Raw genomic sequence first — 25,814 nt, 5'->3', positions numbered from 1 at the left:
CTTCACCGACCGGGACGAGCGGATGTGGCAGCGGCGCGCGGAGGAGCGGGCGGCCCGCCCCCTGCGACTCGCAGCCTGGCTCCGCCGCCGGCGCCCCGCCGCCGCGGTGCGGGGCACCCCGCCCCGTATCCCCGCCGTGTGGCCGAGCGTCCCGCAGGGCGGGACGGGTGGGCACACGGGGCGGCCCTGGCGGAAGGGCTGCCCACCACGGCGTGGAGGTCCTACGTCGTGCTCGGTGTGCCGCCCGACGGGGGCTCGCTCGTGAGGCCGGCCGAACTGTCGGAGGCCGGCGGTGACTCCGGGCTCGACGACTCCGTCGACGGCGTCGATTCGCTCGGACCGGAGGAGGAGGAGTCGGACGGCGGTGGCGGCGGCGAGGAGGGCGACGACGCCGGGGGAGAGAGCGTCGAGGGGCACGGCGACGGCGTGACCCCGTCGACCGGCGCCGGGATCTCCGCGCCCGTCACCGTCACGCAGGGCACCGGTGACAGCGGGGAGGCCGACGGCGACGAACTGGACAGGGAGGTCGACGGGGACGCCGACGGGGAGACCGGGGGAGGCGGCGGCGTCGGCTTGTCGTGCTTGCCGGTGTCGCCGTGCTTCCGCGCGAACCAGTCGTCGTCCTGGGGGTCGTACACCACGAAGACGTTCACGACCGTCACCGAGGGCGCCACCACGACGACCTGCTGGGGGTTGTACCCCTGCCAGGGGGTGCCGGTCGTGCGCGGCGCCTTCTGCGCCACGGGCCCGGTCAGCGGATTGCCGCAGGCGCAGCGGACCCGGGGCACGCCGTGACCGTCGACCATGACCGCCGTGCCGGCCTGGAGCACCGACTGGTAGGCGGTGGCGGCGCCGTTCCGGAAGCCGTGGTTGGTCACCCGGGTGTCGACCCGGAGCTGGAGCGGGGTCAGGGAGCGGAGGTACGCCGGCACGCCGTTCGCCGGGACGCCGACGACCGAGGCGAAGGCGGCGTTCTTCGCGGGTTCGGCGGAGAGGTAGCGGACCTGCTGCTCGACGTCGCAACTGGCCACCGACCGCGTCCCGCCGTAGAGGCCGGGCGTCGCCCCCGACATCTGGGGCACGGCCGAGGCGGTACGGGGCGGCAGCGAGGCCGGCGGGACGGAACCGCCGTCGGTGCGGGCCGTCGACTTGGTGAACGGGTCCGGGCCGGTCGCGGCGGCGTTCTGCAGGAATACCTCCCCGCCGCCGGACCCCGCCGTGTCGCCCTTGTCGCCGGGGCGGTTGGTGAGGACTACCGCGAGTGCCGCGGCCGCCACGAGCGCGGCCGTGACCGAGGCGACCTTCGGGACGGAGCGCCACCAGGGACCGCCGCCCCCCGAGCCTCCGGCACGGGACGAACCGCCGCCCGACGGCCCTCCTCCGCCGCTTCCCGCCCCGTCGCCGCCCGAGGACCCGCCGCCGCCCCCTCCGCCGCCCGGGCCGTCGTGGGGCGGTACGGGCGGCGGAGGGGGACCGGCGCTTCCCGGGCGTGTGCTCGGGCCCGAGAGGGGGCCCGAAGGGGGACCTGCGGGAGGAACCGACGGAGGGCCGGACGGCGGGTGGGAAGTCACTTTTTTCCCTTTCTTCCGTTCCGCGCCCATTGTGTGCGCCGACCGGTGCCCCTCCGCAAGCGGAAGCCCTTCCGTCCGCAAGCGGACCCCCGGCCCCGGTACTAGCGTGGGCAGGGTGACGAGCAGTCGGCTCCCCACCTCCGCGCGGTCGTCCGCGCCCCCGGCCGGGCTCTACGCCCGCGCCGTCCTCCAGGCCCTGGCCGCCGTGGTCGCCGGGTTCGCCGCGATGGCCGTCGTCGCCGGGCTCGGCCTGTGGGCCGCCGGCGCCGCCGACCTCCCCGGCGGCTTCACCGCCGTCCTCGCCGCGGTCGTCGTCATGGCCTCGGGCGGCAAGGTCGAACTCTCCGGCGACGCGGGCGCCCTCGCCGGCACCCAGGCCGAACTGACCGCCATGCCGCTCACCGTCACCCTGGTGGGCGCACTGGTCACCGGTTTCTGCTTCCTGCGCCCCCTGCGCCACCACGCGGTGACCAGCGCCCGTGAACTCCTGCTCCGCGCGGCGGGCGTCGTCGTGCTCTGGCTGGTCGCCCTCGCGGGGATCTCGGCCCTCGCCCGCCACGACTTCCCCCTCACCCTCGGCGGCGGCAACGCCCAGGACCCCCTCATGGACCTCTTCGGCGACCTCCTGGACGCCGTGAACCCCACCGTCGGCTTCCGCACCGACGTCGGGACCACGCTCTTCTACGGGCTCCTGTGGATCCTCGGCGTGCTCGCCATCGCCCTCCTCGTCTCCCGCAGGACCCCGCTGCCGCCCCGGCTCGTCCGCTATCAGGAACCCGTCAGGCCCGCGGCCTTCGCGATGCTCCTGCTGCTCCTCGCGTACGTCGTCGTGGGACTGGTCATCGGGATCGTCGTCGCGGCCACCAAGGGCCACGCCGCGGAGACCTTCGCCGTCCTCCTCCTGGGCCTGCCCAACGTCACCTGGCTCGCGCTCGGGGTGGGCATCGGCGGCTCCTGGCAGGGAAAGGCGGAAGGTCCCTTCGGCCTGCCCATGCCGCAGGTCCTCGACGCCGTCCTGCGGGGCGGCGGCGACAGCCCCGACCTCTCGACCGTCGACCTCTCCTCCCTCGCCGCACAGGACGCGCGCGCGTGGTGGCTGCTGCCCATCGCCGCCGTCCTGGTGCTGGCCGCCGCCTTCGTGGCGGCCGTCCGCTCCCCGGCCCGGACCACGCTCTGGCAGCACGCCCTGCACCTGGGCGTCGCCTTCGCGCTCACCATGCTGGTCGCCGCACCGGTCACCCTGGTCGAGGCCCACTTCGGGCTCTCGGTCCTCGGCATCGGCGACCTCGCCTCGCTCGGCGGCGAGGTCGTCCTGCGCCCGGACGTCTGGAAGACGGCCGGCTTCGGACTCCTCTGGGGCCTGGTCTTCGGCTTCCTCGGAGGCCTCCTCGCCTCCCGCGTCCACCGCAGGGGCGAGGTCGGCCAGGACACGTAGCCAGGGCGCACGGGACGACGCCCCGGTGATCACCCGACAGACGGCACCGGCGCTCGGGAACGCCCACCGACACCGTCCTCACCAGGAGGCGCGCACCCCGCCCGGGTCCAGTTCGCGGAAGACCGGGCGCGCCCAGGCGGGCGGGGCGGGGGGCGCGCCGAGGGGGCGGGGCCCCCGGGGCACCACCGGGCCGTCGGCGGCGGGCACGTCGGTCAGGACGGCGCGCAGGGCGGCCACGAACTCCAGGCACGTCCCGTACCGCTCCTCGGGGGTCTTCGCCAGCGCCTTGGCGAAGACCGCGTCCGCCGCCGCGGGCAGCCCCGCCCGCACCTCGGAGAGCGGGGGCGGCGGATCGTACTGCTGCGCCCACAGCACCGCCCAGTCGGTGTCGCGGCGGAACGGCGGCGCCCCCACGAGGGTCTCGAAGACCACGCACGCCAGGCTGTAGACGTCGCACCGGCCGTCCACCGGCTTGCCGGAGATCTGCTCGGGCGCCACGTAGTCCAGCGTCCCGACGAACTCGCCCACCGTCGTGAAGCCCGTGAGGGACAGCGACTTCTTCGTCAGTCCGAAGTCGGTCAGGTAGACGTGCTCCGGGTGGTCGCCGTCGGTGCCCTCGGCGACCAGGATGTTGCCGGGCTTCACGTCCCGGTGCACCAGGTCGTGCGCGTGCGCCGCGTCCAGGGCCGAGGCCACCTGCACCGCGATCCGGCCCGCCTTCACCGGCGGCAGCGGCCCCTCGCGGTCGAGCAGGGCCACCAGGTCCTGCCCCGCCACGTACCGCATGGCGATGTACAGCACGCCCTCCGTCTCGCCCGCCTCGAAGACGGGCACGATGTGCGGGTGGTCGATCGAGGCGGCGACCCGCGACTCGTGCGCGAAGCGCTTGCGGAAGGTGTCGTTGCGGGCCAGCTCCGGGGCGAGCAGCTTCAGCGCCACCGTCCGGTCGAGGCGCAGGTCCCGTGCCCGGTACACGACCGCCATGCCGCCGCGCCCGATCTCGCCCTCCACCCGGTAGCCCGCGATCTCCTTGCCGACGAGCCCCGAGGGCCGGCCCGCCGGGATCTCCGGGTCCCCGTGCGCCCCGCCGGCCATCAGCCCTCACCGTCCGGTTCCGGGGGCCGCTCCACCACCTGGGTGGGGGGCGGCCCGGCGGCGACGGCGGGGTCGCCGCGCAGCACCACCTGGGTCGGCTCGTGCGCCGGGGGCGCGGTGCCCGCCCGTTCCCCGTCGGGTTCCCCCGACGGGGCGGCCGACGGCGCCGCCGAAGCCGCGTACGTGCTGAGCCCGACGCCGTCGCAGTACACCCAGCGCTCGTGCTCCGCGTCGTACAGCCACACCGACTCGCCGTCGACGACCATGCCGACCCGCAGGCCGCGGGTCCGCAGCCGGAAGCCCTCGCCGTCGAGCCGGCCCGCGCCCAGCTCCTCCGCCGCCCGCCGGTAGCGGCCCAGCGCGTCCTCGGCGCGTGCGATGAGCGGCCGGGGATCGGCGGTCCTGGCGAGGGGCCCGCCCGCGGCCGGAGGGTCGTCGGGCACGCTCACGAGGAGGCGCGCGTCGACCCACGCGGTCCAGCCGTTGGAGCACAGCACCCGCCCCCAGTCGCCGGTCCGCTCCACGAGCCGTACCGGAAGGAAGGCGTCGAGGGGCGCCGTGGGCAGCGCCGGGTCGGGCGCCTCCCAGGTGGAGAGCCCGGAGCGCGGCACCACATGGGTGGGCCGGAAGTCCGGCACGTCGTACTCGGACACGGGGACGCTCACGGCCTCACCTCCACCGCGGGGAAGCCCACCGGCCTACCTCCGCATCACGACCGGCTCGTGACGGCGCAGCAGCCGCGCCACGAGCAGCCCCAGGACGAGACAGAGCACCACCAGGACGCCCATGTCGAACAGCCACGCCTCCGCGGTGTGCCGCATCAGCGGATCGGCGGTCTTCTCGCTCGGCGCGATCTTCCCGATGTCGATCGTCGCACCCATCGCCGCGAACGCCCATCGCGAGGGCACGAGCCAGGCCAGCTGCTCCAGGACGGGCGTGCCGCGCACCTTCAGGAGCGCCCCGCAGAAGACCACCTGCACGATCGCGATGAGGACGAGCAGCGGCATCGTCACCTCCTCCTTGCGGACCAGCGCCGAGACCAGCAGGCCGAGCATCATCGCCGTGAAGGCGAGCAGCGCGACGGCGAGGGTGATCTCCACCAGGGGCGGCATCAGGACGCCCTTGCCGCCGGGCACGTTCAGCGGTACGCCGATCAGCGCGACCAGCGTCAGGACCACCGCCTGCACGACCGTGATCAGTCCGAGGACCACCACCTTCGAGGCGAGATAGGCGGAGCGGGACAGGCCGACGGCTCTCTCGCGCCGGTAGATCGAGCGCTCCTTGACCAGCTCGCGCACGGCGTTCGCCGAGCCCGTGAGGACACCGCCCACGCAGAGGATGAGCAGCACGTTCAGCGTCGACTCGGGGTTGAGGCTGCCCTCGGACAGCGCCCGGGCCATCGCGCCCATCACGAACGGCAGCGCGATCATGATGGCGAGGAAGGTCCGGTCGGCGGAGAGCGCCGCCGCGTACCGGCGCACGAGCGTCCGCAGCTGGGAGCCCCAGCTCTGCGCCTTCGGCGGGGGAGCGGGCTCCCCGGCCGCGGCCCCGCCCGCGGAGGCCGGGGCGCCGGGCACGGGCACGTCGGGGCCGGCCGTCGCGTCCGCGATGTACCGGCGGTGGAAGCGGGAGGCCCGGTACTGCCCGGCCCAGTCGCGGTCCCGGTCGTTCTCGAAGGCCTCGAAGGCCTCCGGCCACTGCTCGAAACCGAAGAAGCCGAGCGTGTCGCCGGGCGGCCCGTAGTACGCGACCCGGCCGCCCGGCGCGAGCACGAGCAGCCGGTCGCACACGTCGAGGCTGAGCACGCTGTGCGTGACCACGACGACCGTGCGCCCGTCGTCCGCGAGCCCGCGCAGCATGTGCATCACGGAGCGGTCCATGCCCGGGTCGAGCCCGGAGGTCGGCTCGTCCAGGAAGAGCAGGGAGGGCTTGGTGAGCAGTTCGAGGGCGACGCTCACCCGCTTGCGCTGGCCGCCGGAGAGGCTGTGGATCGGCTGGTCCGCGCGCTCCACGAGCCCGAGCTCCCGGATCACCTCGTCGACCCGGGCCTGCCGTTCGGCCGCCACGGTGTCCTCGGGGAAGCGCAGTTCGGCGGCGTACCCGAGGGCCCGGCGGACGGTGAGCTGGAGGTGCAGGATGTCGTCCTGCGGGACGAGCCCGATGCGCTGGCGCAGCTCGGCGTAGTCCCGGTAGAGGTCACGGCCGTCGTAGAGCACCGTGCCCCGGTCGGCCGGGCGCTGACCGGTGAGCGCGCCCAGGAGCGTCGACTTGCCGGCCCCGGACGGCCCGACGACCGCGAGCAGGCACTTCTCGCCCACCGGGAACGACACCTCGTCGAGGAGCGTGCGGCGCCCGTGGTCGACGGTCACCGCGAGCGACCGGACGTCGAGCGAGACCTCGCCGGTGTCGGTGAACTCGACGAGCTGCCCGCCGATCAGACAGAACGCGCTCCGGCCGATGCCGACGATGTCCTCGGCCGTCACGCGGGCGTCCACGACGGGGGCGCCGTTGAGGAAGGTGCCGTTGTGGCTGCCGAGGTCGTGGATCCAGTAGGTGCCGTCGGGGTGGGAGCGGAGCTCGGCGTGCCGCCGGGAGACGACCAGGTCGGAGACGACCACGTCGTTGTCGGGGGCGCGCCCGATCCGGATGCTGTGGGCCGGCAGCGGCCGCACGGACGTCGGCTGCCGGAAGGTGCCGGTCATGGCGGGATGCGAGACGGAGGGCGGCCGGAGGCTCTCGGGCCGGTGCACGGGCTCGGGGGCGGCCACCGGCGCGGACGGGGCCCCGGGCCGGTGCTCCGGCACGACCCCGGGCGCCGGCGGCGGAGCGGCCTCCCGCACGTCCTCGGGAGGTGGCGGCGGCGCGGCCTCCCGTGCGTCCTCGGGCGGGCTCTCCCGTACGGCTTCCGGCGGCGGCGCGGCCTCCCGCACGTCCTCCGGCGGGCCCTCCCGCACGTCCTCCGGCGGGGGCGGGGGCGGGGACGCCGACACGTCACGGGACCCCGCCGGCCGGGCCGGGGCGCCGGTCGAGAGCACCGCGCGCGGTCCGTCGGCCGGATGCCCGAACCGCACGACCGTCCCGGGACCGACCTCCCGCGTCCGGGCGACCCGCAGGCCGTCCGCGAACGTGCCGTTCGTACTGCCCTCGTCCGCCAGGGTCCAGTGGCCGCCCACGGCGCTGAGCACCGCGTGGTGCCAGGACGCCCGGGCGTCCGCGAGCACGATGTCGCTGGTGGGGTCGCGCCCGATGCGATAGACGCGCCTCGGGTTCATGAGCGTCGCGTCCCCGTCGATCTCGAGGATCAGATCGGGTGCGGGGGGCACGGCGGGCCGCTCTGCCATGCGTGAATTTTATCCGCCGCCGCTGATCGCCGCCCGGGAAGGAGGCGCCGGTAAGGTGGGCGTCCGCCGCGCGAGCGGCCCGACCGAGGAGGACGCACCCGTGCCGAAAGGTGTCACCAGGCGGCGGCCCCGCACCCGCGCGGCGCTCCTGAAGGCAGCACTGGAGACCTTCGCCGAGCACGGCTTCCACGCCACGACGATCGAGCAGATCTGCGAGCGCGCCGGTTACACGCGGGGCGCGTACTACTCGAACTTCGCGAGCAAGGAAGAGCTCTTCCTCGCCCTCTTCGACGAGCACAGCGAGCGGACCGTACGGCGCCTCGCCGAGTCCATCGACGCGCTGGCGCCCGAGGAGTACACCCTGCCCCGGCTCGCGGAGCTCGCCGCCCGCGTCGAACCGGACGAGCGGGAGTGGTACCTCGTCACCACCGAGTTCACCCTGCACGCCATCCGCGACCCCCAGGCCGCCTGGGTGCTCGCGCGCCACGACGAGCGGCTGCGGGCCGAGATCGCCCGCGGCCTCACCCTCGTGCTGCGCCGCGCCGGACGCGAACTGACCGTGACCGCCGACCGGTTCGCCCGCCTTCTCATCGCCCTGCGCGAGGGCGCTCTCGCGCAGAGCTACGTGGAGCCGGCCGAGCTGCCGCCCGGCACCCTGGAACGGCAGTTCCTCGTCCCGCTCCTGGAGGCGACGACGCGGGAGCTCCCCGCTCCCTCCGACCGGCCCGGGAGTCAGTCGAAGAGGTCGGGGTCGGACGCGGTGATCTGATCCCACAGGGGGCGCGCCTGGAACCATCCGGCCAGGTGCCCGCCGATCTGCCCCCGGGTGAGGAGGGCCGTCTCGCGGTCGATGAGCTGCGGGGTGCCCGCCGCCATCGCGAGGAGCTGCGCCTGACAGGAGCGCTCCATGGTGACGAACCACCACACGGCCTCGGCGACGGAGTGGCCGACGGTGAGCAGCCCGTGGTTCTTGAGGATGACCGCCTTGTGGCCGCCGAGGGCCTTGGCGACCCGCTCGCCCTCCTCGGTCTCGTTCACGACGCCCCGGTAGTCGTCGTAGATCCCGTGGTCCTCGAAGAACGCGCAGGCGTCCTGGGTGATCGGGTCGAGCGGGATGCCGAGGCTGGAGAAGGCCTTGCCGTGCAGGGAGTGCGAGTGCGCGGCGGCGATCGCGTCGGGACGGGCGGCGTGGACCCGGGAGTGGATGACGAACGCGGCCCGGTTCACGGGCCGGCGCCCTTCGAGGACGTTCCCCTCGTGGTCGACCAGGATCAGGTCCGAGGCCTTGATCTGGGTGAAGCTCATGCCGAAGGGGTTGACCCAGAAGGCGTTCGGGTCGCCCGGGTCGCGGACCGTGATGTGTCCGGCGACGCCCTCGGAGAAGCCGAACCTCCCGAAGATCCGGAAGCCGGCGGCGAGCTGTTCCTTGCGGTACGTGCGCTCCTCCTCGACGGACTCGAAGGCGGGCGGCAGCGGGACGACGGCCCCCTCGGGCAGGGGTCCGACGGCGGCGGCGATCGCGGGCGGCACGGTGCTCATGGCGACTCCTCGGTGAGCGGGACGCGTGGGTGGTGCACGGCGCGCCAAAAGATACAGAGATGTATCCGATACGCCAATGCATCGGGATCCGGTGTGGCGTACGGCTCAGCCGGTGGCCGGACCGGGCGCCGTCCCGGCGTGCGGCCCGGGAACTCGGCGTGCGGGTCCGGACCGGGCCCCGTTCGGCTCGTCGGGGCTCCGAAGCGGGCCAGGCAGCGCCAGACCCTCTTCACGTCCCGCGGGTCGTACCGACCCGACCCCGCCGCCTCCTGCGCGATCCGCGGGTCGAGCCGGCCGTCGGGGTGGCAGAAGCCCGCGCGCTCCGCGGCGGACGCCGTGAGCCGCAGATGGGCGGAGCCGAAGCGGGGCGCGGCGCCGAAGGGGCGGCGGCGGAAGTCGAGCGCGCCGTAGACCGGACGCGTCTCCGCCGGGGCCGTGTCGTACGCCCCGCCGAAGATGCGGCTCTCCCGGCGCCGCCGGTCCCCGCCGGGGCGGGCGGTGAGGCCGCCGTTGCTGGTGCCGGTGGCGAACCGGGAGCGGGAGGGGTTGCGGCCCGCGGTTTTCGATGACTACGGTCACGGGAAGGGGGAAAGCGCTTTCCCCCTCCCTGTCGGACACCCCTCCCGTACCTGCCCTGGAGCCCTTCGCGTGACCACCGCCGACGTCCTCGTCTACACCCGCACGGCGGGATACCGCCACGACTCGATCCCCGCAGGCGCCGTCGCCCTCGTCGAGCTGGCGGCCGGCCTCGGCCGGGCGGCCGAGGTCACCGAGGACCCGGAGGCCTTCGCCCCGGAGCGGCTGGCGGAGTGCGCGGTCGTCGTCCTCCTCTCCACGACGGGGAACGTCCTCACGTCCCAGGGGCGTACCGCCTTCGAGGCGTACCTCCGGGGCGGCGGCTCCCTCCTCGCCGTCCACGCGGCCGCCAACGCCGAACCCGACTGGCCCTTCTACGGCGAACTGCTCGGCACCCGCTTCGACGGACACCCGGAGATCCAGCCGGGCGCGGTGCTCGTCGACGACCGGGAACACCCGGCGACCGGCCCGCTTCCGGAGCGCTGGGACTGGACGGACGAGTGGTACAACTTCACCTCGAACCCCCGGACTTCCGGACGTTCCGTGCGGATCCTGGCCCGGGCGGACGAGACCGCCTACCGGGGCGGCACCCACGGCGCCGACCACCCGCTGGCCTGGTGCCGGGAGATCGACCGGGGGCGCGTCTTCTTCACCGCCCTGGGGCACGCGCCGGAGGCCTACGGCGACCCCGTCTTCCGGGCCCACCTCGGGGGAGCCCTGGCCTGGCTGACGGCCGACCGCGCCCCGGTGGCCCCCTAGACGTGACGCGCCGCCGCCCCGTGCCGCCCGGGGTCGGCGGGGACCTGTGGGTCGCGGAGGGGGGACCGGAGGGCACCCTTCTTGCATTAGTAGGCGTGTGCAAGTATTGTCTTCACGTGTAAGGCGCGCTTGCATGTATATGCGGCGCTCATCGACGGGACCCGTCCCACCGGCCCGTCCCCCGCCCCCCACATCTCGCAAAGGCACTCCCCATGTCGCTCAAGGCCATCCTTCCCGGCCGTCTCGGCTTCGGCACCGCCCCGCTCGGCAACATGTTCCGGGCCATCCCCGACGCGGAGGCCCGCGCCACCGTCGAGGCCGCCTGGGACCACGGCATCCGCTTCTACGACACCGCCCCCTTCTACGGCGCCGGCCTGGCCGAGGAGCGGCTCGGCGAGGTCCTCGCCGGCAAGCCCCGCGACGAGTACGTCCTGTCGACCAAGGTCGGCCGCGTCATCCTCGACGAGCACGAGACGGACGTGCCCGACTTCGGCGAGAAGGGCGGCCTGTTCGAGCACGGCAACCCCAACAGGATCGTCCACGAGTGGACCGCCGAGGCCACCGAACGCTCCATCGAGGGCAGCCTCGAGCGCCTGAACACCGACCGCCTCGACATCGTCTGGGTCCACGACATCGCCCAGGACTTCCACGGCGACGCCTGGCTGGGCAAGTTCGAGGAGGCCCGCACCGGCGCCTTCCGCGTCCTGTCCCGGCTGCGCGACGAGGGCGTCATCAAGGCCTGGGGCCTGGGCGTCAACAAGACCGAGCCCATCGAGCTGACCCTCGCCCTCGACGAGCCGAAGCCCGACGGCTTCCTCCTCGCCGGCCGCTACACCCTCCTCGACCACCAGCACGCCCTGACCCGCCTGCTGCCCATGGCCCAGGAGCAGGGCGTCGACATGGTCGTCGGCGGCCCCTACAGCTCCGGCATCCTCGCCGGCGGCACCCACTTCGAGTACCAGCAGGCCCCGGCCGAGATCATCGAGCGCGTCGGGAAGCTGAAGGCGCTGGCCGAGAAGCACGACGTGAGCATCAAGGCCGCCGCGCTGCAGTTCTCCCTCGCCCACCCGGCGTCCGCCGCCGTCATCCCCGGCGCCACCCGCCCCGGCCGCATCGCCGAGGACACCGCCGCCCTGAACGAGACCGTCCCGGCCGCGTTCTGGACCGACCTGCGCGCCGCCGGACTGGTCAGCCCGGCCGCCCCGCTCCCGAACAACGCCTGACCCCCGCCCCCGCACCCCCCCACCGCAGCAGGAGCACCACCATGGCTTCCACGTCCGTCTCCCGCGTCGTTCCCGCCTCCCCCCAGCGGGTCTGGAACCTCATCGGCGGCTTCGACGCCCTCCCGGACTGGCTTCCCTACATCCCCGAGAGCACCGCGCTCGAAGGCGGCCGGGTCCGCCGTCTGACCAACCCCGACGGCGACGTCATCGTCGAGCGCCTCGTCGACTTCAACGAGGCCGAGCGCCACTACAGCTACGCCATCCTCCAGGCGCCGTTCCCCGTCACCGGCTACCTCTCCACCCTCCGGGTCCACCCCGTCCCCGGCCGCGACGACCTCGCCGAGGTCCAGTGGTCCGGCCGCTTCGCCCCCGAAGGCGCCACCGAGCAGGACGTCGTCGACCTCTTCACCGGCATCTACGCCGACGGCCTCGACGCCCTCCACCGGACCCTCTCCGCCTGACGTCACCCGCAGCGGGCCGCCGGGCCGGGCACGCGCGACGCGCGCGGCCGGCCCGGCGGCCCGGCCTCACTTCAGGTGCCGGGCGAAGAACCGGGCCGCGGCGTCCCCCGCGAACCGGGGGACGCCGGTGTGCCCGCCCATGGTGGCGTGGAGGGTCTTCTCCGCGGAGCCGAAGGCGTCGAACAGGTCCAGGGACGCCTGCCGGTCGTTCCCCTCGTCGTCCCACTGCAGCAGGACGTGCAGCGGAACGGTGACCCGGCGGGCCTCCTCGAGGGTCGCGCGGGGCACGAAGCTCCCGGCGAAGAGTCCGGCGGCCACCACGCGCGGCTCGACCACCGCGAGGCGGACGCCGACGGAGATGATCCCTCCCGAGTACCCGACCGGGCCGCCGATCTCGGGCAGCGCCAGAAGGGCGTCCAGGGCGGTCTGCCATTCCGGGACCGCTCTGTCGACGAGCGGGAGGACGAGGGCGTCGATGATCTCGTCGCCGACCGGCTCGCCGGCTTCCACGGCCCGGCGCATGTCGGCGCGGGCCTGCTCGGCGGCGGCCCGACGGGGCCGGTCGCCGCTGCCGGGGAGCTCGATGGTGGCCGCGGCGAAGCCGTCCGCCGCGGCGCTCCGGGCCCGGTCCACCAGTCGCGGGTACATCGTGCGCAGTCCGAGCGGAGGGTGGCCCAGCAGGATCAGCGGCGCCGGCGCGGACGCGGAAGGGGGCGTCCACAGGAGGCCGGGGATCTCGCCGAGGGTGAATTCGCGTTCGAGGACGCCGTCGTCGAGGCGTCGCTCGGAGGTGAATCGCATGGTCGTGCCTTTCGGGAGGGCTCTGGAACGGCGCTCCCGGACGACCTATCGCCCGACCGTGGACCCGGAGGAGAGCACCCATGTCGATACTGCGTTCACGGGTACCACCTCCTCGTTCTCTCGCACGGCCTCCAGGAAGGTAGCAGCGGCCGCCGCGGGCCGCCAACGGGTTTCCCGGTCCCGGGGCCCGTCCTTCGGACCGGCTAGTTGGCGAACCCGCCCTTGGGCTCGATGATCTCCAGGTTGGTCCCGTCGGGGTCGTTGAAATAGGCCACCCTGGTACCGAGGGCCGCGTCCGGGGTGACCTCGCCCGCGAGGAACGTGTAGTCGTCGCCGAGGAAGTCGTAGCCGGCCTCCTTCATGCGCTTGTACACGGCGTCGAAGTCGTCGACCTTGAAGCACAGGTGCATGGATCCGGGCCGGTTCGCCGCTCCGTTCGTCCGCCAGCCCACCGGGTCCTGGAACTCGATCAGGTCGATGCCGAGGCCGTCGATGTTGATCGTGGCGTACCGCAGATTCGCGTCGGACAGCCCCTGCGACTTGCCGAAGGGCACACTGTGCATGGCCCCCTGGGCGACGGGCGGCCGCCCCGTCAGGGCCTGGTAGAAATCGATCGCCACATCCAGGTCCGAGACCGAGATCCCGACGTGCGCGCCCCGGGTGAGCCCGATCGGAGTGCTGGAAACAGCCATGACGAATGCCTCTCGTTCGTGAGCTCCGTGTGGATGCTTCTGTGCCCATCCTCCCGAATACTCCGGATTGCGCATCCCTGGAGCCGGTCCCGCTCCGCCCGGTCGGGCGGCGGGTCACCCCACCGCCCCGCCCCTGTTGCGCCGACGCCCGGGGAGGGGAAGGTTACGGACGGGGGTCGATGGCAGGAGGAGGCACGTCATGGGCATCGCCACCGTGAACCCCGCGACGGGTGAGACGCTGCGCACCTACGAGGCCCACGGGCCCGAGGAGGTCGAGCGGCGCATCTCCGCCGCGCACGAGGCGTACCGCCAGTACCGTACGACCCCCTTCGCCGAACGCTCCCGGCTCATGCGCGCCGCCGCGACCCTCCTCGACGAGGACACCGAGGACATCGCCCGCACCATGACCACCGAGATGGGCAAGCCGATCGCCGCCGCCCGCGCGGAGGCCGCCAAGTGCGCGAAGGCCATGCGCTGGTACGCCAAGCACGCGGAGGAGCTGCTCGCCGACGAGCACCCGGCCGAGAGCGACGTCCAGGACTCGGGCGCCGACGTGGCCCGGGTCCACTACCGGCCCCTCGGCCCGATCCTCGCCGTCATGCCGTGGAACTTCCCGCTCTGGCAGGTGATCCGCTTCGCCGCGCCCGCGCTCATGGCGGGCAACACCGGCCTGCTCAAACACGCCTCCAACGTGCCGAGGACCGCGCTCTACCTGGGCGACCTCTTCCGCCGCGCCGGATATCCCGACGGCTGCTTCCAGACCCTCCTCATCGGCTCCCGCGAGGTCGAGGGCGTCCTCCGGGACCCCCGGGTGGTGGCCGCCACCCTCACCGGCAGCGAACCGGCCGGCCGGTCCGTCGCCGCCATCGCGGGCGGCGAGGTGAAGAAGACCGTCCTGGAGCTCGGCGGCAGCGACCCGTACATCGTCATGCCCTCCGCCGACATCGTCGGAGCCGTGAAGACCGCCGTCACCGCGCGCGTGCAGAACAACGGACAGTCCTGCATCGCCGCCAAACGGTTCATCGTCCACCACGACGTGTACGACGACTTCTCGGAGCGCTTCACCGCCGCCATGAACGCCCTCACCGTCGGCGACCCCCTCGACGAGTCCACCGACGTCGGCCCCCTCGCCACCGAGCAGGGCCGGGCCGACCTGGAGGCGCTCGTCGACGACGCCGTCGAGCGGGGCGCCACCGTCCTCTGCGGCGGACAGCGCCCGGAGGAGCCGGCGCTCCGGAACGGCTGGTACTACCGGCCCACCGTCCTCACCGGCATCACACCGGAGATGCGGATCCACCACGAGGAGGCCTTCGGCCCGGTCGCCACGGTCTACCCGGTCCGTGACGTCGAGGAGGCCGTGGCCGTCGCCAACGACTCCCCGTTCGGCCTCAGTTCCAACGTCTGGACGCGCTCCCAGGAGGACGTCGCGTTCTTCGTCCGCGACCTGGAGGCGGGCGGCGTCTTCGTCAACGGCATGACGGCCTCGCACCCGGCGCTCCCCTTCGGAGGGGTCAAGCGCTCGGGGTACGGACGGGAACTCTCCGGCCACGGCATCCGCGAGTTCTGCAACGCGACCACGGTCTGGCAGCGCGCCTGACGCCCGGGGGAGCCGGCCCCCTCCGGCCCGCCGGCGCCTCAGCCCCGCGCCCACTCCAACAGGCGCTCCGCCGGCCAGGTGTTGATCACCCGCTCCGGCGGGACCCCGCACTCCTCGGCCCGCGCGCAGCCCAGGATCTGCCACTCCAGCTGTCCGGGCGCGTGGGCGTCCGTGTCGACGGCGAAGTACGTGCCCGCCGCGACCGCCGTCCGCAGCAGCAGGCGCGGCGGATCGAGGCGCTCCGGGCGGCTGTTGACCTCCACCGCCGTGCCCGACTCGGCACAGGCGGCGAAGACGCGCTCCGCGTCGAACTCGGACTCGGGCCGCAGCCGCCCGCCCGCCACCAGGCGCCCCGTGCAGTGACCGAGCACGTCCATCAGCGGGTCCCGCACGGCACGTTCGAGGCGGCGGGTCATCGACCGGGCGTCCATCCGGAGCTTCGAATGGACCGAGCCGACGACCAGGTCGAGCCGGTCGAGCAGCTCCGGTTCCTGGTCGAGCGAACCGTCGTCCAGGATGTCGCACTCGATCCCGGTGAGGAGGCGGAACGGCGCCCACTCCTCGTTGAGCCGCGCCACCACGTCCAGTTGCCGCCGCAGGCGCTCGGGCGACAGCCCCCGCGCCACCGTGAGGCGCGGCGAGTGGTCGGTGAGGACCGCCCACTCGTGTCCGATCGCCGCCGCCGTCCGTCCCATGACCTCGATGCCGGCGCCGCCGTCGGACCAGTCCGAGTGCAGATGGCAGTCACCGCGCAGGGCCGCCCGCAGCGCCTCACCCGCGCGGCCGTCCCCCTCCGCCGGACCCGCTGAGGCTTCCGACTCCTCCTCCAGGCGCGCCAGATACTCCGGCACCCGGCCCTCCAGGGCCTCGCGCACCACCGCCGCCGTCTTCGGCCCGACGCCCTTCAGCGACTCCAGGGTGCCGGCGGCGGCCCGCCGGGCCGCCTCGCCCTCCGGCAGGGCCGCGACGGCCGTGGCGGCGGTCCGGAAGGCGCGCGCCCGGTAGCCCGGCGCCTGGGCGCGCTCCAGCAGGAACGCGATGCGGTCCAGCGCGGCGACGGGGTCCACGGCGGCCTCCTCACCCACCGCCGGGGGCGGATTCGACGGCCACCGGCGCGGGCCCGATCTCGCACCACACCGCCTTGCCCTCGCCGCGCGGCTCCACGCCCCACCGGGAGGCCAGCGCGTCCAGCAGGAGCAGCCCCCGGCCCGAGGTGGCGGCCTCGCCGGGGGTCCGCCGCCGGGGCCAGGCGCTCGACCGGTCCTGCACCGAGAGCCGCACCCGCCGCACCGGCTCGGGCAGCACCTCCAGCGTCAGCACCGCTCCGCCCTCGGTGTGCAGCAGGACGTTCACGAGCAGTTCGCCCGTCAACAGCTCGGCGTCGTCGGCGAGTTCCGGCATGCCCCAGTCGCGGAGCGCCTGCCCGACGGCCGCCCGCGCGTCCGAGAGGCCCTGCGGGTCGGCCTGGTGGATGTACTGGTGGATGCGCGGCGCCCGGGGCGTGCCCGGGTCCGGGCTGCGCCGCAGCACGAGGAGCGCCACGTCGTCGCCCGAGCCCCACCGCTCCCAGAGGCGCTCGGAGAGGTGGTCGGCGAGCGCCTCCGCCTGCGGCGGACCGCTGGCGATCGCGCCCGAGAGCGCGGCGAGACCGGACTCGATGTCCGAGCCGGGCTGTTCGACGAGCCCGTCCGTGCAGAGCACCAGCGTCTCGCCGGGCACGAGGTCGAGCCGGGTCTCGGGGAACTCCTCGTCGCCGAACACGGTCGCGAGACCCAGCGGGAGCCCGCCCCGCAGCTTCGGCTGCCCGACCCGGCCGTCGGTGTGCCGGATCAACGGGCCCAGGTGCCCGGCCCGTACGGCGCGCAGGGCGCCGCTCGCCAGGTCCACCTGCGCGTACGTGCAGGTCGCGAAGCGGTTGGTGTCCAGCTCGGCCAGGAACCGGGAGGCCCGGGCGAGGACGGTCGACGGGGCGTGCCCCTCTCCGGCGTACGCGCGCAGGGCGATCCGCAACTGGCCCATGATGGCGGCGGCGTGCGTGTCGTGGCCCTGGACGTCGCCGACAACGATCCCGACCCGGCCGCGCGGCAGCGGGATCACGTCGTACCAGTCGCCGCCGACCTGCCGCCCGCTCCACGCCGCGTGGTAGCGGACGGCGATGTCGCCGCCGGTGAACTGCGGGATCCGGCGCGGCAGCATCGTCGCCTGGAGACCGGTGGCCAACTCCCGCTCCTCGTCGAAGAGGATCGCCCGCTGGAGCGACTGGGCGACGATCGCCGCGAGTCCCAGCGCGAGGTTGCGCTCGTCGGCGTTGAAGGAGGTGCGGCCCCGGTAGAAGAGGGCCATGCCGCCGAGCGAACGCGCCTGCGCCACCAGCGGGAGGTAGCAGGCGGCCCGGAACTCCAGGTGCGGCAGGTAGGGGGCGAGCTCGGGGAAGTCCCGTCCCAGCGAAGGGAACGAGGAGACGAACCGGGGCCGCCCGCTCAGCACCGCCTCGGCCAGCGGCAGTTTCCGGTCGAGGCGACGGCCGCGGAAGTCGTTGAGGACGTCGAGGGACTCCCCGCTGAGCGCGATGATGTTGAGCGAGCCGTTCTCGACGAGGCCGAGGGCGAGGCCGTCCGCGCCGAGCCGGGCGAGGCCGCCGGGGCCGGTCAGGGCGGCGGTCACGTCGTCCACGGTCACCGCGCGCGACAAGGCGTTCGTCGTCCGCTCGACGATGTTCGTCTGGACCTCGCGCCGCTTCTCCAGCTCCTGCACGAAGGCGAAGTGCGCGACCTCGGCGGTCGTGTCCCGCACGATGCCGACGATCCGCCGGGCACGGCCGTCCGGCGAGCGCAGGATCCTCGCCTGCACGTGCGTCCAGTGGGGTGACCCGTCGGCCTGCGGGATGGGGAAGTGCGCGGTGTACGAGACCGCGCCGCCGCGTACGGCCTGCCGTACGACGTCCTCCAGCTTGACCTGCTCGTCGGGCGCCAGGCGCGTCACGATCGACCCCGGTCGTCCGTCGAAGGCGTCCGGGGCCACGCCGAAGATCAGCAGCCCGGACTTGTCGACATCGATGGTGCCCCTGTCGAGATCCCAGTCGAAGCTGCCGGTCCGGTTCATGGCGAGCCACTCGGCGGGCCCGATCTCGCCACTGCGCGTACGCCGGTCGTCATCGGTCATCCTCCCCATTGTCGAACCCGCACCCCGCGGACGCCATGGCGGCGACACGGCGTGGCGCGAGTTCGCCGCGACGAAACGGACCGGACAGGGCCGGACCCGGCGGGCCGGGCGGACCGGACCGAGCAGATCGACCGGCCCGACCGACCGGCCCGACCGGCCCGACTGGACCGACCGGCCCGGGCCGGTCGAGAGGGCGACGGGGTCCCTCCGCCCGCGCCGGGGCAGAATGGGCCGGTGCAGCCGCCGCCCTACCGTGTTCTCGGTCCGTGCCAGGCCTTCCGCACCGACGACGGGACGGAGGCGGTCCTGAGCGGTGCCAGGCTCCGGGCCCTCCTCACCGCGCTCGCCGCGGCCGGCGGGCGGGCGACGGGCCCCGGCGCGCTGATCGACCAGGTGTGGGCCGACGGCGACCCGCCCGGCGACCGGGACCGCACGGCGGCGCTCCAGGCCCTCGTCGGCCGCCTGCGCCGTGCCCTCGGCCGCGAGGCCGTCGTCTCGGACCCCGGCGGCTACCGGCTGGCCGCCGACCCGGACGCCGTCGACCTGCACCGCTTCGAACGGCTCGCCGCCGAAGGCGCCGCCGCGCTCGCCGCCGGCCACGCGGACCGGGCGGCCACGCTCCTCGACGAGGCCCTGCGCCTCTGGCGCGGCCCCGCCCTCGCGGACCTGCCCGGCCGGGACGCCGACCCCCTGGTCGTACGGGTCGAGCAGCGGCACGCGCAGGCGCGCCGCGACCGGCTCGCCGCCGACCTCGCCCTCGGGCGGGCCGGCGACGTGCTCGCGCCCCTCGCCGCGCTCGCCGCCGGTCAGCCGCTCGACGAACCCCTCCAGGCCCTGCGGATCCGCGCCCTGCGCGCGGCCGGACGACCCGCCGAGGCCCTCGCCGCGTACGAGGAGGTCCGCACGGCCCTCGCGGACCGGCTCGGCACGGACCCGGGACCGGAACTGCGCTCCCTGCACGCCGAACTCCTCGCGGAGGACGGGCCCGTGCCGCCCCCGCCACCCGCTCCGTCCGCGCCGGCCGGCGCCCTTCCCGCCCGCCTGACCTCGTTCATCGGCCGGACCGACGAACTGGACTCGCTCGCCGCCGCCTGGGGCGGGCGGCGGCTCGTCACCCTCACCGGGCCGGGCGGCGTGGGCAAGACGCGGCTCGCCCTGGAGGCGGCCGGGACGTACGAGGGCCCCGTCCACCTCGCCGAACTCGCCTCCGTACGAGGGGAGTCCACGGTCGCCGCCGCCGTCCTCACCGCGCTCGGGGCCCGCGAGACCCAGCTCTGGCAGACCCCGGCCGTTGTCCAGGCCGACCCGAAGGACCGGTTCGCCGCCCTCGTCGAGCACTGCGCCGGGCGCCGGATGCTGCTGGTCCTCGACAACTGCGAGCACGTCGTCGCCGAGGTGGCGGAGCTCGCGCAGGCGCTCCTCACCCGCTGCCCGGGCGTGACGGTCCTCGCGACGAGCCGCGAGCCCCTGGGAGTGCCGGGGGAGGAGGTGCGGCCGCTGGGCCCGCTGCCCGTGGCCATGGCGCTGCGGCTCCTCGGGGAGCGGGGCGCGGCCGCGCGGCCGGGGTTCCGGGTGGCGGAGGACCCGGAGGCGGCGGAGGAGATCTGCCGCCGGCTCGACGGTCTGCCGCTGGCGATCGAACTGGCGGCTGCGCGGCTGCGGATGCTGTCCCTGCGCCAGATCGCGGACCGGCTCGACGACCGGTTCCGGCTGCTGACGTCGGGCGCGCGGACGGTGCTGCCGCGTCAGCAGACCCTGCGGGCGGTGGTGGACTGGTCGTGGGAGCTCCTCGACGGGGCCGAGCGGGCGGTGCTGCGGCGGCTCGCGGTCTTCACGGGCGGGTGCGACCTGACGGCGGCGGAGACCGTCTGCGCGGACGAGGCCCCCGCGCCCGCCGCCGTCCTGGACGTGCTCGGCGCCCTGGTGGACAAGTCGCTGGTGGTGGCGGCGCCCGACGGCGGGGGGATGCGGTTCCGGCTCCTGGAGACCGTGGCCGAGTACGCCGGGGAGCGGCTCGACGAGGCGGGGGAGCGGGCGGCGACGGAGCGGCGGCACCTCACGTACTACCGCGAACTCGCCCGACGGACCGAACCGGAGGTGCGCGGTGCCGGCCAGGTCGACGCCATCGCCCGCTTCGAGCGGGAGCACGACAACCTGCGCGGCGCCCTCCGGACGGCCGTCGCGCTCGGCGACGAGCAGGAACTGCTCTGTCTGGTCCACGCCCTCAGCTGGTTCTGGCAGCTCCGCAACCACCAGGCCGACGCCCGCGCCTGGGCCGCGGAGGCCGCCCGCCTCGGCCCCGACCCCTTCCGGGAGCCCGTCCGCCCCGCCGAGCCGCTGGAAGGCCGGTGCGTGGACGTGCCGCCGCCGTGGACCGGCGAGCGGCTGTGGGAGGCCCGGCGCGGCGGCCGGCTCTACGCCCTCGCGACCGAGGGCGGCGAGGGCGCCACCGCCCTGGAGCGGCCCGAGACCCGCGCCCGGCTCGCCGCCCTGGTCGCCGCGTACCGCCCCGGACTCCCGCAGACCTGCCGACAGCCGGGCACGATGTGGTACTTCGCCCGGCTCATGACCGGAGAGCTCACCGGCCTCGACGAGACCCTGACCCTGATCGTCGACGCCTGCCGCGGCCACGGCACCGGCTGGGACCTCGGCTTCGCCCTCCTCATGCGGGCCAAGCTCGTCGGCCGGGGCTCCGACGCCGCCGAGGCGCTCGCCCTCTTCGAGGCGGCCGGGGACTCCTGGGGGATCGCGGAGTCCCTCGCCGCCCGGGGCGAGGCCTACGAGCGGGAGGGCCGGCCGGCCGAGGCGGCGGCCGACTTCGAGCGGGCCACCGAGGCCGCCGCCCGCGTCGGAGCGCGCTCCCAGGTGCCCGTCTTCACCGCCCGCCTCGCTGCCGTACGGCTCCGGATCAGCCCGGAGGGGGACGCGGCGGCCGAGCGGCTCCTGGCCGAGGCCGCCGACGAGGCCGGGCAGTGGGGCGCCGAGGCCGCCGGAAGCGGCAGGCTGCTGCTCGCCCAGCACTACGGCAACACCGGGCGCACCGCCCTCGCCCGTGCGCAGCTCTCCCTCCTGGAGGAGGAGTTCGGGGACGTCACCCCGGCGCTCTTCTGGGGTCTGGTCGGCGGCACGTGGGCATGGCTCGACTGCCTCGACGGCGCCTACGACCGGGCCCTGGCACGCCTCGCACGGGCCGTCGTGGACATCGAGACCCTCGCCCACCTGGTCGCCCCGCACCTCGTCGTCGCCCAGTTCGGGACCGCCGCCTGGGCCCGTGCCGGCCGGGGCGCGCCGGGCGACGCCGAGACGGGGATCCGGCTCCTCGGCGCGTACGACGCCCACGCCGGCTCCGACACGGGCGGCGGCTTCCGCCCCTTCACCTCGGAGACCGAGGCCGCGATCCGGGCCCGCGCCGAGGCGGTGCTCCGCGCGGCCCTGCCCCCGGAGGCGTACGGCCGGGGCCACGAGGAGGGCGCCGGCCTCTCCCTCAGGACGGCCGCGGCCCTGGTCCGGGACGGGGAGGAGCCCGGCCGGGGATCCGGCACGCGGTGACCCGGCCCGGACGACGGGGCCGGGTCAGTCGCCGGTGAGACCCCAGAAGCACAGCTCCGCCGGGCGCCCCTCGGCGTCGTGGACGACGGTGCAGCAGCCGGAACCGCGGTCGAACGGCGGGAACCAGCCGTCACCGGCCCGCTTCAGGGCCTGCTCGACGACCTCCCGCACGGGCCGCGCCGTCCCGAACAGCTCGACGGCTTCCGCGGCCTCGACCACCCTCACGTCGCCGGGCTCCTCCATGTCCTCCTCGCAGCGGACCACGCGCTCGACGTCCAGCACCGAGTGCGCCGGCTCCTCCTCCAGCAGGCCGCTCGCCACCAGCGCCGCCAGGGTCCCGACGCCCGCCTCCCGGTAGTACGCGGCACCGCGGGCGAAGACCTCCTCGCGAAGATCGTCCAGTGCGTCCTGCTCGCTCTGCCGGTAAGGCGTGAAGTACGACCATCTGCTCGCTCCCATGGCCGCGAACCCTACCGGCGACGGAACCTAGTGCTGTGACAGGCGTTCACGGGCCTCGGCCAGGTCCTCCGGGGTCGGCGCGTCGTCCTGGGCGAGGCGGCGGCGCCAGTGCCCGGTGAAGTGGACCGAGCGCCGGTCGACGCCCCGCTCCTCGACGAGGTGCCGCCGCAGCCCGCGCACCGCCGAGGCCTCGCCCGCCAGCCAGGCGTACGGCCGACCGGTCGGCAGGCCGTCCGCCCGCACGGCCTCGACCGGCGAGTCGCCGTCGCGCAGACGGCGCACGGTCAGGTCGCCCGCCGTGGGCAGCGGCTGCTCCTCGGCCGCGTCGGGCACCTGGACGTACGCCAGGGCCCGGTGGCCCGGTGGCAGTGCGGCGACGACCGTGGCGAGCGCGGGGAGCGCGCAGGCGTCGGCGTACAGGAGCGTCCAGTCGCCCGCGCCCGGGTCGACGGGGACGGCGAACGCCGCCGACGGCCCGAACATGCCCAGCGTGTCCCCGGGACGCGCGGACCGCGCCCAGCGGGTCGCGGGGCCCACGTCCTCGCCCTCCCCGTGGAGGAAGAAGTCGACGTCGACGGTTCCGGCCGCCGGATCGTGCGCCCGCAGGGTGTAGCTCCGCATCCACGGGCGTTCTTCCTCCGGAAGCGCCGCGTAGGCCCCGTACCAGCGCATGACGTCGCCGTCGGGCTCGGGCGCCGGCAGCACCGGCTCGGCCTGGCCGGGGCGCGGGAAGAACAGCTTCACCTGCTGGTCGGGGCCCGCGAGGGCGAAGCCGTCGAGGCTCGGCGCGCGGAGGGTGACGCGGCGCATGCGCGGGGTCACCGGGCGGACGGCGGTCACCCGCAGGCGGTGCAGGGGCAGGGAAGGGTTCCGGGTCATCGACGACTCCTCGGGAGCGGCGGGCTGGGCCCCCACCCTCCCCGGGCCGGTCGACACGCCGTCGACAGCCCGTCGACACGGGACGACCGCGGCCCCGGATGCGCGCACGGGGACCGGACACGAGAATGGCGAGTGCCGGACGAACACGTAGGAGGCGGCATGAACGCTGAGCCCGACAAGACGTCCCAGGGGGACTTCCCGACGCCCGACCGGCTGCTGCACACCGGGTCGGAGGGCGAATACACACCGGAGGACGTGGTCCTTGCCTCCGGCCGCGACGTGAACCCGAAGAACCTCGCCTGGGCGGAACGCCGCATGGCCGAGAAGGGCCGCGCCTGCATGGACGAGCTCCTGCCCTAGGACGCACCCCCTCCCGCGGGCCCCGGATCGGTCGCACCGAGCCGGGGCCTCGGGGCGTTCCGGGCGTCCCGGGGCTTCCGCATTTATGGAACACGTTCTACCGTGTCCGCCGTCGCGCGTCGCACCGCACGGGGACGCCGCGGACGCCGCCACGGGAGGACGCCATGCACCTCGCCCACACGCCCGCACAGAACAGCCTGCGCGCCGAGCTGCGGGCGTACTTCGCCGAGCTGGTCCCGGACGACGTCCACACCCGCTACGCGGACCCGGCGGCCCAGAAGCGCTTCTACCGCGAGACCGTGCGGCGCCTCGGCTCCGACGGCTGGCTCGGGGTGGGCTGGCCCACCGAGTACGGCGGGCGGGGCCTGACCCCCATGGAACAGTTCGTCTTCTTCGACGAGGCCGCGCAGGCCGGCGTACCGCTGCCGCTGATGGCGCTGAACACCGTCGGCCCGACGATCATGCGCTACGGCACGGACGAGCAGAAGGCGTACTTCCTGCCCCGCATCCTCTCCGGCGAGATCGACTTCGCCATCGGCTACAGCGAGCCCGACGCGGGCACCGACCTGGCCGCCCTGAAGACCCGCGCGGTGCGGGAGGGCGACACGTACGTCGTCAACGGCCAGAAGATCTGGACGACGAACGGCGACACCGCCGACTGGGTCTGGCTCGCCGTCCGCACGGACCCCGACGCCCCGCCGCACAAGGGCATCACCATGCTCCTCGTGCCGACGAGCGACCCCGGATACTCCTGCACGATCATCAACACCCTCGCCTCGCACGACACCACGGCGAGCTACTACGACGACGTCCGCGTCCCGGTCTCCCGCCGCGTCGGCGAGGAGAACAAGGGCTGGCGGCTCATCACCAACCAGCTCAACCACGAGCGCGTCACCCTCGCCGCCCACGGCACCATGGCGATCCGCGCCCTCCACGACGTCCGGCGCTGGGCCGCCGACACCCCGCTCTCCGACGGCCGCCGCGTCGTCGACCTGCCGTGGGTCCGGCGCACCCTGGCCCGCACCCACGCCCGCCTCGACGCGATGAAGCTCCTCAACTGGCAGATGGTGAACGCCGTCCAGCACGGCACCCTCACTCCCCAGGACGCCTCCGCCGTCAAGGTCTACGGCTCCGAGGCCCGCCGCGACGCCTACGCCGCCCTCATGGAGGTCGTCGGCGCCGCGGGCGCCCTCAAGGAGGGCTCGGCGGGCGCCGTCCTCCACGGCGAGCTCGAACGCGGCTACCGCTCCGCCGTCATCTTCACCTTCGGCGGCGGCAACAACGAGATCCAGCGCGAGATCATCTCCTGGATCGGCCTGGGCATGCCCCGCGTCCGCCGCTAGGTCGTGTGCCGCAAGCGGATCTCGCCCAAGGGTCTGTCCACCGCCCGCCGGCTCCACCCGCCGGCTCCACCCGCCGGCTCCGCCTCGGCGCCGCGTTTGTCCTCGACTGTGCGCCGGACTCTGAGATAGCCCTTTCGGCCAGCCTTTTCCCGTCTGTCGGGGCAGTGAAATGCCCTGAATGCGTGAGCGGTTGACGTGGCATCAACTTCATGTTGAAGAATCCCCCCGTCATGATCGGCGCGCCTCCGGCGAGGCCGCTTTCCCCTGCGCGGAAAGCGGTCTGATTCGGCATGCCCTGAGGCGCTCCGATCGAGGTCGGAACCGTCATGACCGGCGACGGAATGCCCGCGCCGGCGTGTCGGTGCGCCTGTCCCGCCCCGTGCGGGAGGGGCGCCGATGAAGGGGATGGCGTGAAAGTGAAATACGGGCGGGCGATAGCCTGCCTTGTGGTTTCGGCAATGGCCGGAACCATGCTTCCACAAGCCGCTTATGCGGCGCCGGTTTCAACCGGCGGCGGCGAGGGTATCGCCGATATTTTCTCGGGTTGGTTCTCGGACGGTGACGCGTCGGACGGGCCCAAGGCGCCGTCGACCGGTGGCGCTGCGGTGCTGCCGAGCCGGGAGAAGCTGCCCAGGGGCCAGGCGGCGCCGAAGCCGAAGCGGGTCGCGGAGCTGACCGGGAGGCGGACGGCGAACGCCCGCTACTGGCAGCTGTCCGACGGGCGGGTGCAGGCCGAGGTGTCGGCGACGCCGACCGGCTACCGGGCCGGGAAGTCCTGGAAGGACATCGACCCCAGGGTCGTTCCCTCCGACGCCCAGGGTTTCGTCTTCGCCAACACGACGAACGCGGCGCGCAGCTGGTTCGGTGCGGAGGCGGGGCGGCTGCTGCGGTTCGAGGCCGGTGCCGGGCATGCGGTGACGCTCGGGCTGAAGGGGGCGGGCAGGCTCGCGCCGGTCGCCGAGGGCGACACGG

General features: G+C 74.6%; 20 protein-coding genes and 1 pseudogene. 9 read left to right on the top strand and 12 right to left on the bottom strand.

Annotated elements, in window-relative coordinates:
• Positions 1 to 221: 221 nt before the first annotated feature.
• Entirely contained in the window at positions 222 to 1,601 is a 1,380-nt protein-coding gene (locus ACFYUZ_RS28795; RefSeq protein WP_389314033.1) for a DUF6777 domain-containing protein, read from the bottom strand.
• An 85-nt stretch (positions 1,602 to 1,686) separates the two neighbouring features.
• Between ACFYUZ_RS28795 and ACFYUZ_RS28790 the strand changes: the two genes are divergently transcribed.
• Entirely contained in the window at positions 1,687 to 3,006 is a 1,320-nt protein-coding gene (locus tag ACFYUZ_RS28790; RefSeq protein ID WP_389314031.1) for a streptophobe family protein, read from the top strand.
• A gap of 78 nt (positions 3,007 to 3,084) precedes the next feature.
• Here the strand turns inward: ACFYUZ_RS28790 and ACFYUZ_RS28785 are convergent, their stop codons facing one another.
• Genes ACFYUZ_RS28785 through ACFYUZ_RS28775 form a run of 3 tightly spaced genes read right to left on the bottom strand, consistent with a single transcriptional unit; the run spans position 3,085 to position 7,442 of the window.
• On the bottom strand, positions 3,085 to 4,101 hold the full coding sequence (locus ACFYUZ_RS28785) for a serine/threonine-protein kinase (RefSeq protein ID WP_389314029.1): 1,017 nt from the start codon (positions 4,099 to 4,101) through the stop codon (positions 3,085 to 3,087).
• A complete protein-coding gene (locus ACFYUZ_RS28780) occupies positions 4,101 to 4,766 on the bottom strand; it encodes a hypothetical protein (RefSeq protein ID WP_389314027.1) in 666 nt (221 codons plus the stop codon). Before ACFYUZ_RS28780 ends, ACFYUZ_RS28785 begins: the two co-directional genes overlap by 1 nt.
• A 33-nt stretch (positions 4,767 to 4,799) precedes the next feature.
• Positions 4,800 to 7,442 (bottom strand): FHA domain-containing protein, encoded by a 2,643-nt coding sequence (locus ACFYUZ_RS28775; RefSeq protein WP_389314025.1) that lies wholly within the window; start codon positions 7,440 to 7,442, stop codon positions 4,800 to 4,802.
• A gap of 100 nt (positions 7,443 to 7,542) precedes the next feature.
• Here ACFYUZ_RS28775 and ACFYUZ_RS28770 point away from each other — a divergent pair, with 100 nt between their 5' ends.
• On the top strand, positions 7,543 to 8,211 hold the full coding sequence (locus ACFYUZ_RS28770; protein WP_389314023.1) for a TetR/AcrR family transcriptional regulator: 669 nt from the start codon (positions 7,543 to 7,545) through the stop codon (positions 8,209 to 8,211).
• Here ACFYUZ_RS28770 and ACFYUZ_RS28765 read toward each other — a convergent pair.
• Positions 8,175 to 8,981 carry a class II aldolase/adducin family protein gene (locus tag ACFYUZ_RS28765; protein ID WP_389314021.1) on the bottom strand — a complete coding sequence of 269 codons (807 nt, stop codon included), beginning with the start codon at positions 8,979 to 8,981 and terminating at the stop codon, positions 8,175 to 8,177. The two genes, ACFYUZ_RS28770 and ACFYUZ_RS28765, sit on opposite strands and share 37 nt — an antisense overlap.
• A 281-nt stretch (positions 8,982 to 9,262) precedes the next feature.
• A pseudogene (locus ACFYUZ_RS28760) lies at positions 9,263 to 9,517 on the bottom strand (DUF3626 domain-containing protein); the annotation flags it as partial.
• Positions 9,518 to 9,629: 112 nt separating this feature from the next.
• Here ACFYUZ_RS28760 and ACFYUZ_RS28755 point away from each other — a divergent pair.
• The 3 genes from ACFYUZ_RS28755 to ACFYUZ_RS28745 all read left to right on the top strand — a co-directional run bounded on the left by ACFYUZ_RS28755 (position 9,630) and on the right by ACFYUZ_RS28745 (position 12,000).
• Positions 9,630 to 10,316: a ThuA domain-containing protein gene (locus tag ACFYUZ_RS28755; protein WP_389314019.1), complete on the top strand. Its 687-nt coding sequence runs from the start codon at positions 9,630 to 9,632 to the stop codon at positions 10,314 to 10,316.
• A 212-nt stretch (positions 10,317 to 10,528) separates the two neighbouring features.
• Positions 10,529 to 11,539, top strand: a complete 1,011-nt coding sequence (locus ACFYUZ_RS28750) for an aldo/keto reductase (protein WP_389314017.1) — start codon at positions 10,529 to 10,531, stop codon at positions 11,537 to 11,539.
• A gap of 41 nt (positions 11,540 to 11,580) precedes the next feature.
• Positions 11,581 to 12,000 (top strand): SRPBCC family protein, encoded by a 420-nt coding sequence (locus tag ACFYUZ_RS28745; protein ID WP_389314015.1) that lies wholly within the window; start codon positions 11,581 to 11,583, stop codon positions 11,998 to 12,000.
• Positions 12,001 to 12,066: 66 nt separating this feature from the next.
• Here ACFYUZ_RS28745 and ACFYUZ_RS28740 read toward each other — a convergent pair whose 3' ends face one another.
• Entirely contained in the window at positions 12,067 to 12,801 is a 735-nt protein-coding gene (locus tag ACFYUZ_RS28740; RefSeq protein WP_389314013.1) for an alpha/beta hydrolase, read from the bottom strand.
• Positions 12,802 to 13,004: 203 nt separating this feature from the next.
• Positions 13,005 to 13,493, bottom strand: coding sequence for a VOC family protein (locus ACFYUZ_RS28735; protein ID WP_389314011.1), 489 nt, complete (start codon positions 13,491 to 13,493; stop codon positions 13,005 to 13,007).
• Between the two features lie 199 nt (positions 13,494 to 13,692).
• Between ACFYUZ_RS28735 and ACFYUZ_RS28730 the strand changes: the two genes are divergently transcribed.
• Entirely contained in the window at positions 13,693 to 15,090 is a 1,398-nt protein-coding gene (locus ACFYUZ_RS28730) for an NADP-dependent succinic semialdehyde dehydrogenase (RefSeq protein ID WP_389314009.1), read from the top strand.
• 38 nt (positions 15,091 to 15,128) lie between these two features.
• Here ACFYUZ_RS28730 and ACFYUZ_RS28725 read toward each other — a convergent pair whose 3' ends face one another.
• On the bottom strand, positions 15,129 to 16,157 hold the full coding sequence (locus ACFYUZ_RS28725; RefSeq protein ID WP_389314007.1) for a PHP domain-containing protein: 1,029 nt from the start codon (positions 16,155 to 16,157) through the stop codon (positions 15,129 to 15,131).
• 10 nt (positions 16,158 to 16,167) lie between these two features.
• Positions 16,168 to 18,252, bottom strand: coding sequence for a SpoIIE family protein phosphatase (locus tag ACFYUZ_RS28720; RefSeq protein WP_389314005.1), 2,085 nt, complete (start codon positions 18,250 to 18,252; stop codon positions 16,168 to 16,170).
• A gap of 234 nt (positions 18,253 to 18,486) precedes the next feature.
• Between ACFYUZ_RS28720 and ACFYUZ_RS28715 the strand changes: the two genes are divergently transcribed.
• Positions 18,487 to 21,801, top strand: coding sequence for an ATP-binding protein (locus ACFYUZ_RS28715; protein ID WP_389314003.1), 3,315 nt, complete (start codon positions 18,487 to 18,489; stop codon positions 21,799 to 21,801).
• Positions 21,802 to 21,825: 24 nt separating this feature from the next.
• Here ACFYUZ_RS28715 and ACFYUZ_RS28710 read toward each other — a convergent pair whose 3' ends face one another.
• Both ACFYUZ_RS28710 and ACFYUZ_RS28705 read right to left on the bottom strand, forming a co-directional pair.
• On the bottom strand, positions 21,826 to 22,260 hold the full coding sequence (locus ACFYUZ_RS28710) for a hypothetical protein (protein ID WP_389314001.1): 435 nt from the start codon (positions 22,258 to 22,260) through the stop codon (positions 21,826 to 21,828).
• A gap of 27 nt (positions 22,261 to 22,287) precedes the next feature.
• The gene (locus ACFYUZ_RS28705) at positions 22,288 to 23,139 is read right to left on the bottom strand and encodes a siderophore-interacting protein (RefSeq protein ID WP_389313999.1); all 852 of its coding nucleotides are present in this window, start codon (positions 23,137 to 23,139) and stop codon (positions 22,288 to 22,290) included.
• 159 nt (positions 23,140 to 23,298) lie between these two features.
• Here ACFYUZ_RS28705 and ACFYUZ_RS28700 point away from each other — a divergent pair, with 159 nt between their 5' ends.
• Complete coding sequence (locus ACFYUZ_RS28700; protein WP_389313997.1) at positions 23,299 to 23,499, top strand: hypothetical protein; 201 nt, start codon at positions 23,299 to 23,301, stop codon at positions 23,497 to 23,499.
• A 164-nt stretch (positions 23,500 to 23,663) separates the two neighbouring features.
• On the top strand, positions 23,664 to 24,842 hold the full coding sequence (locus ACFYUZ_RS28695) for an acyl-CoA dehydrogenase family protein (protein ID WP_389313995.1): 1,179 nt from the start codon (positions 23,664 to 23,666) through the stop codon (positions 24,840 to 24,842).
• Positions 24,843 to 25,814: the final 972 nt, after the last annotated feature.

Source organism: Streptomyces sp. NPDC004266 (assembly GCF_042874095.1).
Taxonomy (GTDB): Bacteria; Actinomycetota; Actinomycetes; order Streptomycetales; family Streptomycetaceae; genus Streptomyces.
This window is presented reverse-complemented; position numbering and strand designations above follow the sequence as displayed.

Bases quoted from the DNA above. Each gene is read 5' to 3' on its own strand.
- ACFYUZ_RS28710 (WP_389314001.1), bottom strand. From the start codon at position 22,260: ATGGGAGCGAGCAGATGGTCGTACTTCACGCCTTACCGGCAGAGCGAG.
- ACFYUZ_RS28705 (WP_389313999.1), bottom strand. From the start codon at position 23,139: ATGACCCGGAACCCTTCCCTGCCCCTGCACCGCCTGCGGGTGACCGCC.
- ACFYUZ_RS28720 (WP_389314005.1), bottom strand. From the start codon at position 18,252: ATGACCGATGACGACCGGCGTACGCGCAGTGGCGAGATCGGGCCCGCC.
- ACFYUZ_RS28795 (WP_389314033.1), bottom strand. From the start codon at position 1,601: ATGGGCGCGGAACGGAAGAAAGGGAAAAAAGTGACTTCCCACCCGCCG.
- ACFYUZ_RS28785 (WP_389314029.1), bottom strand. From the start codon at position 4,101: ATGGCCGGCGGGGCGCACGGGGACCCGGAGATCCCGGCGGGCCGGCCC.
- ACFYUZ_RS28775 (WP_389314025.1), bottom strand. From the start codon at position 7,442: ATGGCAGAGCGGCCCGCCGTGCCCCCCGCACCCGATCTGATCCTCGAG.
- ACFYUZ_RS28745 (WP_389314015.1), top strand. From the start codon at position 11,581: ATGGCTTCCACGTCCGTCTCCCGCGTCGTTCCCGCCTCCCCCCAGCGG.
- ACFYUZ_RS28700 (WP_389313997.1), top strand. From the start codon at position 23,299: ATGAACGCTGAGCCCGACAAGACGTCCCAGGGGGACTTCCCGACGCCC.
- ACFYUZ_RS28735 (WP_389314011.1), bottom strand. From the start codon at position 13,493: ATGGCTGTTTCCAGCACTCCGATCGGGCTCACCCGGGGCGCGCACGTC.
- ACFYUZ_RS28730 (WP_389314009.1), top strand. From the start codon at position 13,693: ATGGGCATCGCCACCGTGAACCCCGCGACGGGTGAGACGCTGCGCACC.
- ACFYUZ_RS28765 (WP_389314021.1), bottom strand. From the start codon at position 8,981: ATGAGCACCGTGCCGCCCGCGATCGCCGCCGCCGTCGGACCCCTGCCC.
- ACFYUZ_RS28740 (WP_389314013.1), bottom strand. From the start codon at position 12,801: ATGCGATTCACCTCCGAGCGACGCCTCGACGACGGCGTCCTCGAACGC.
- ACFYUZ_RS28695 (WP_389313995.1), top strand. From the start codon at position 23,664: ATGCACCTCGCCCACACGCCCGCACAGAACAGCCTGCGCGCCGAGCTG.
- ACFYUZ_RS28750 (WP_389314017.1), top strand. From the start codon at position 10,529: ATGTCGCTCAAGGCCATCCTTCCCGGCCGTCTCGGCTTCGGCACCGCC.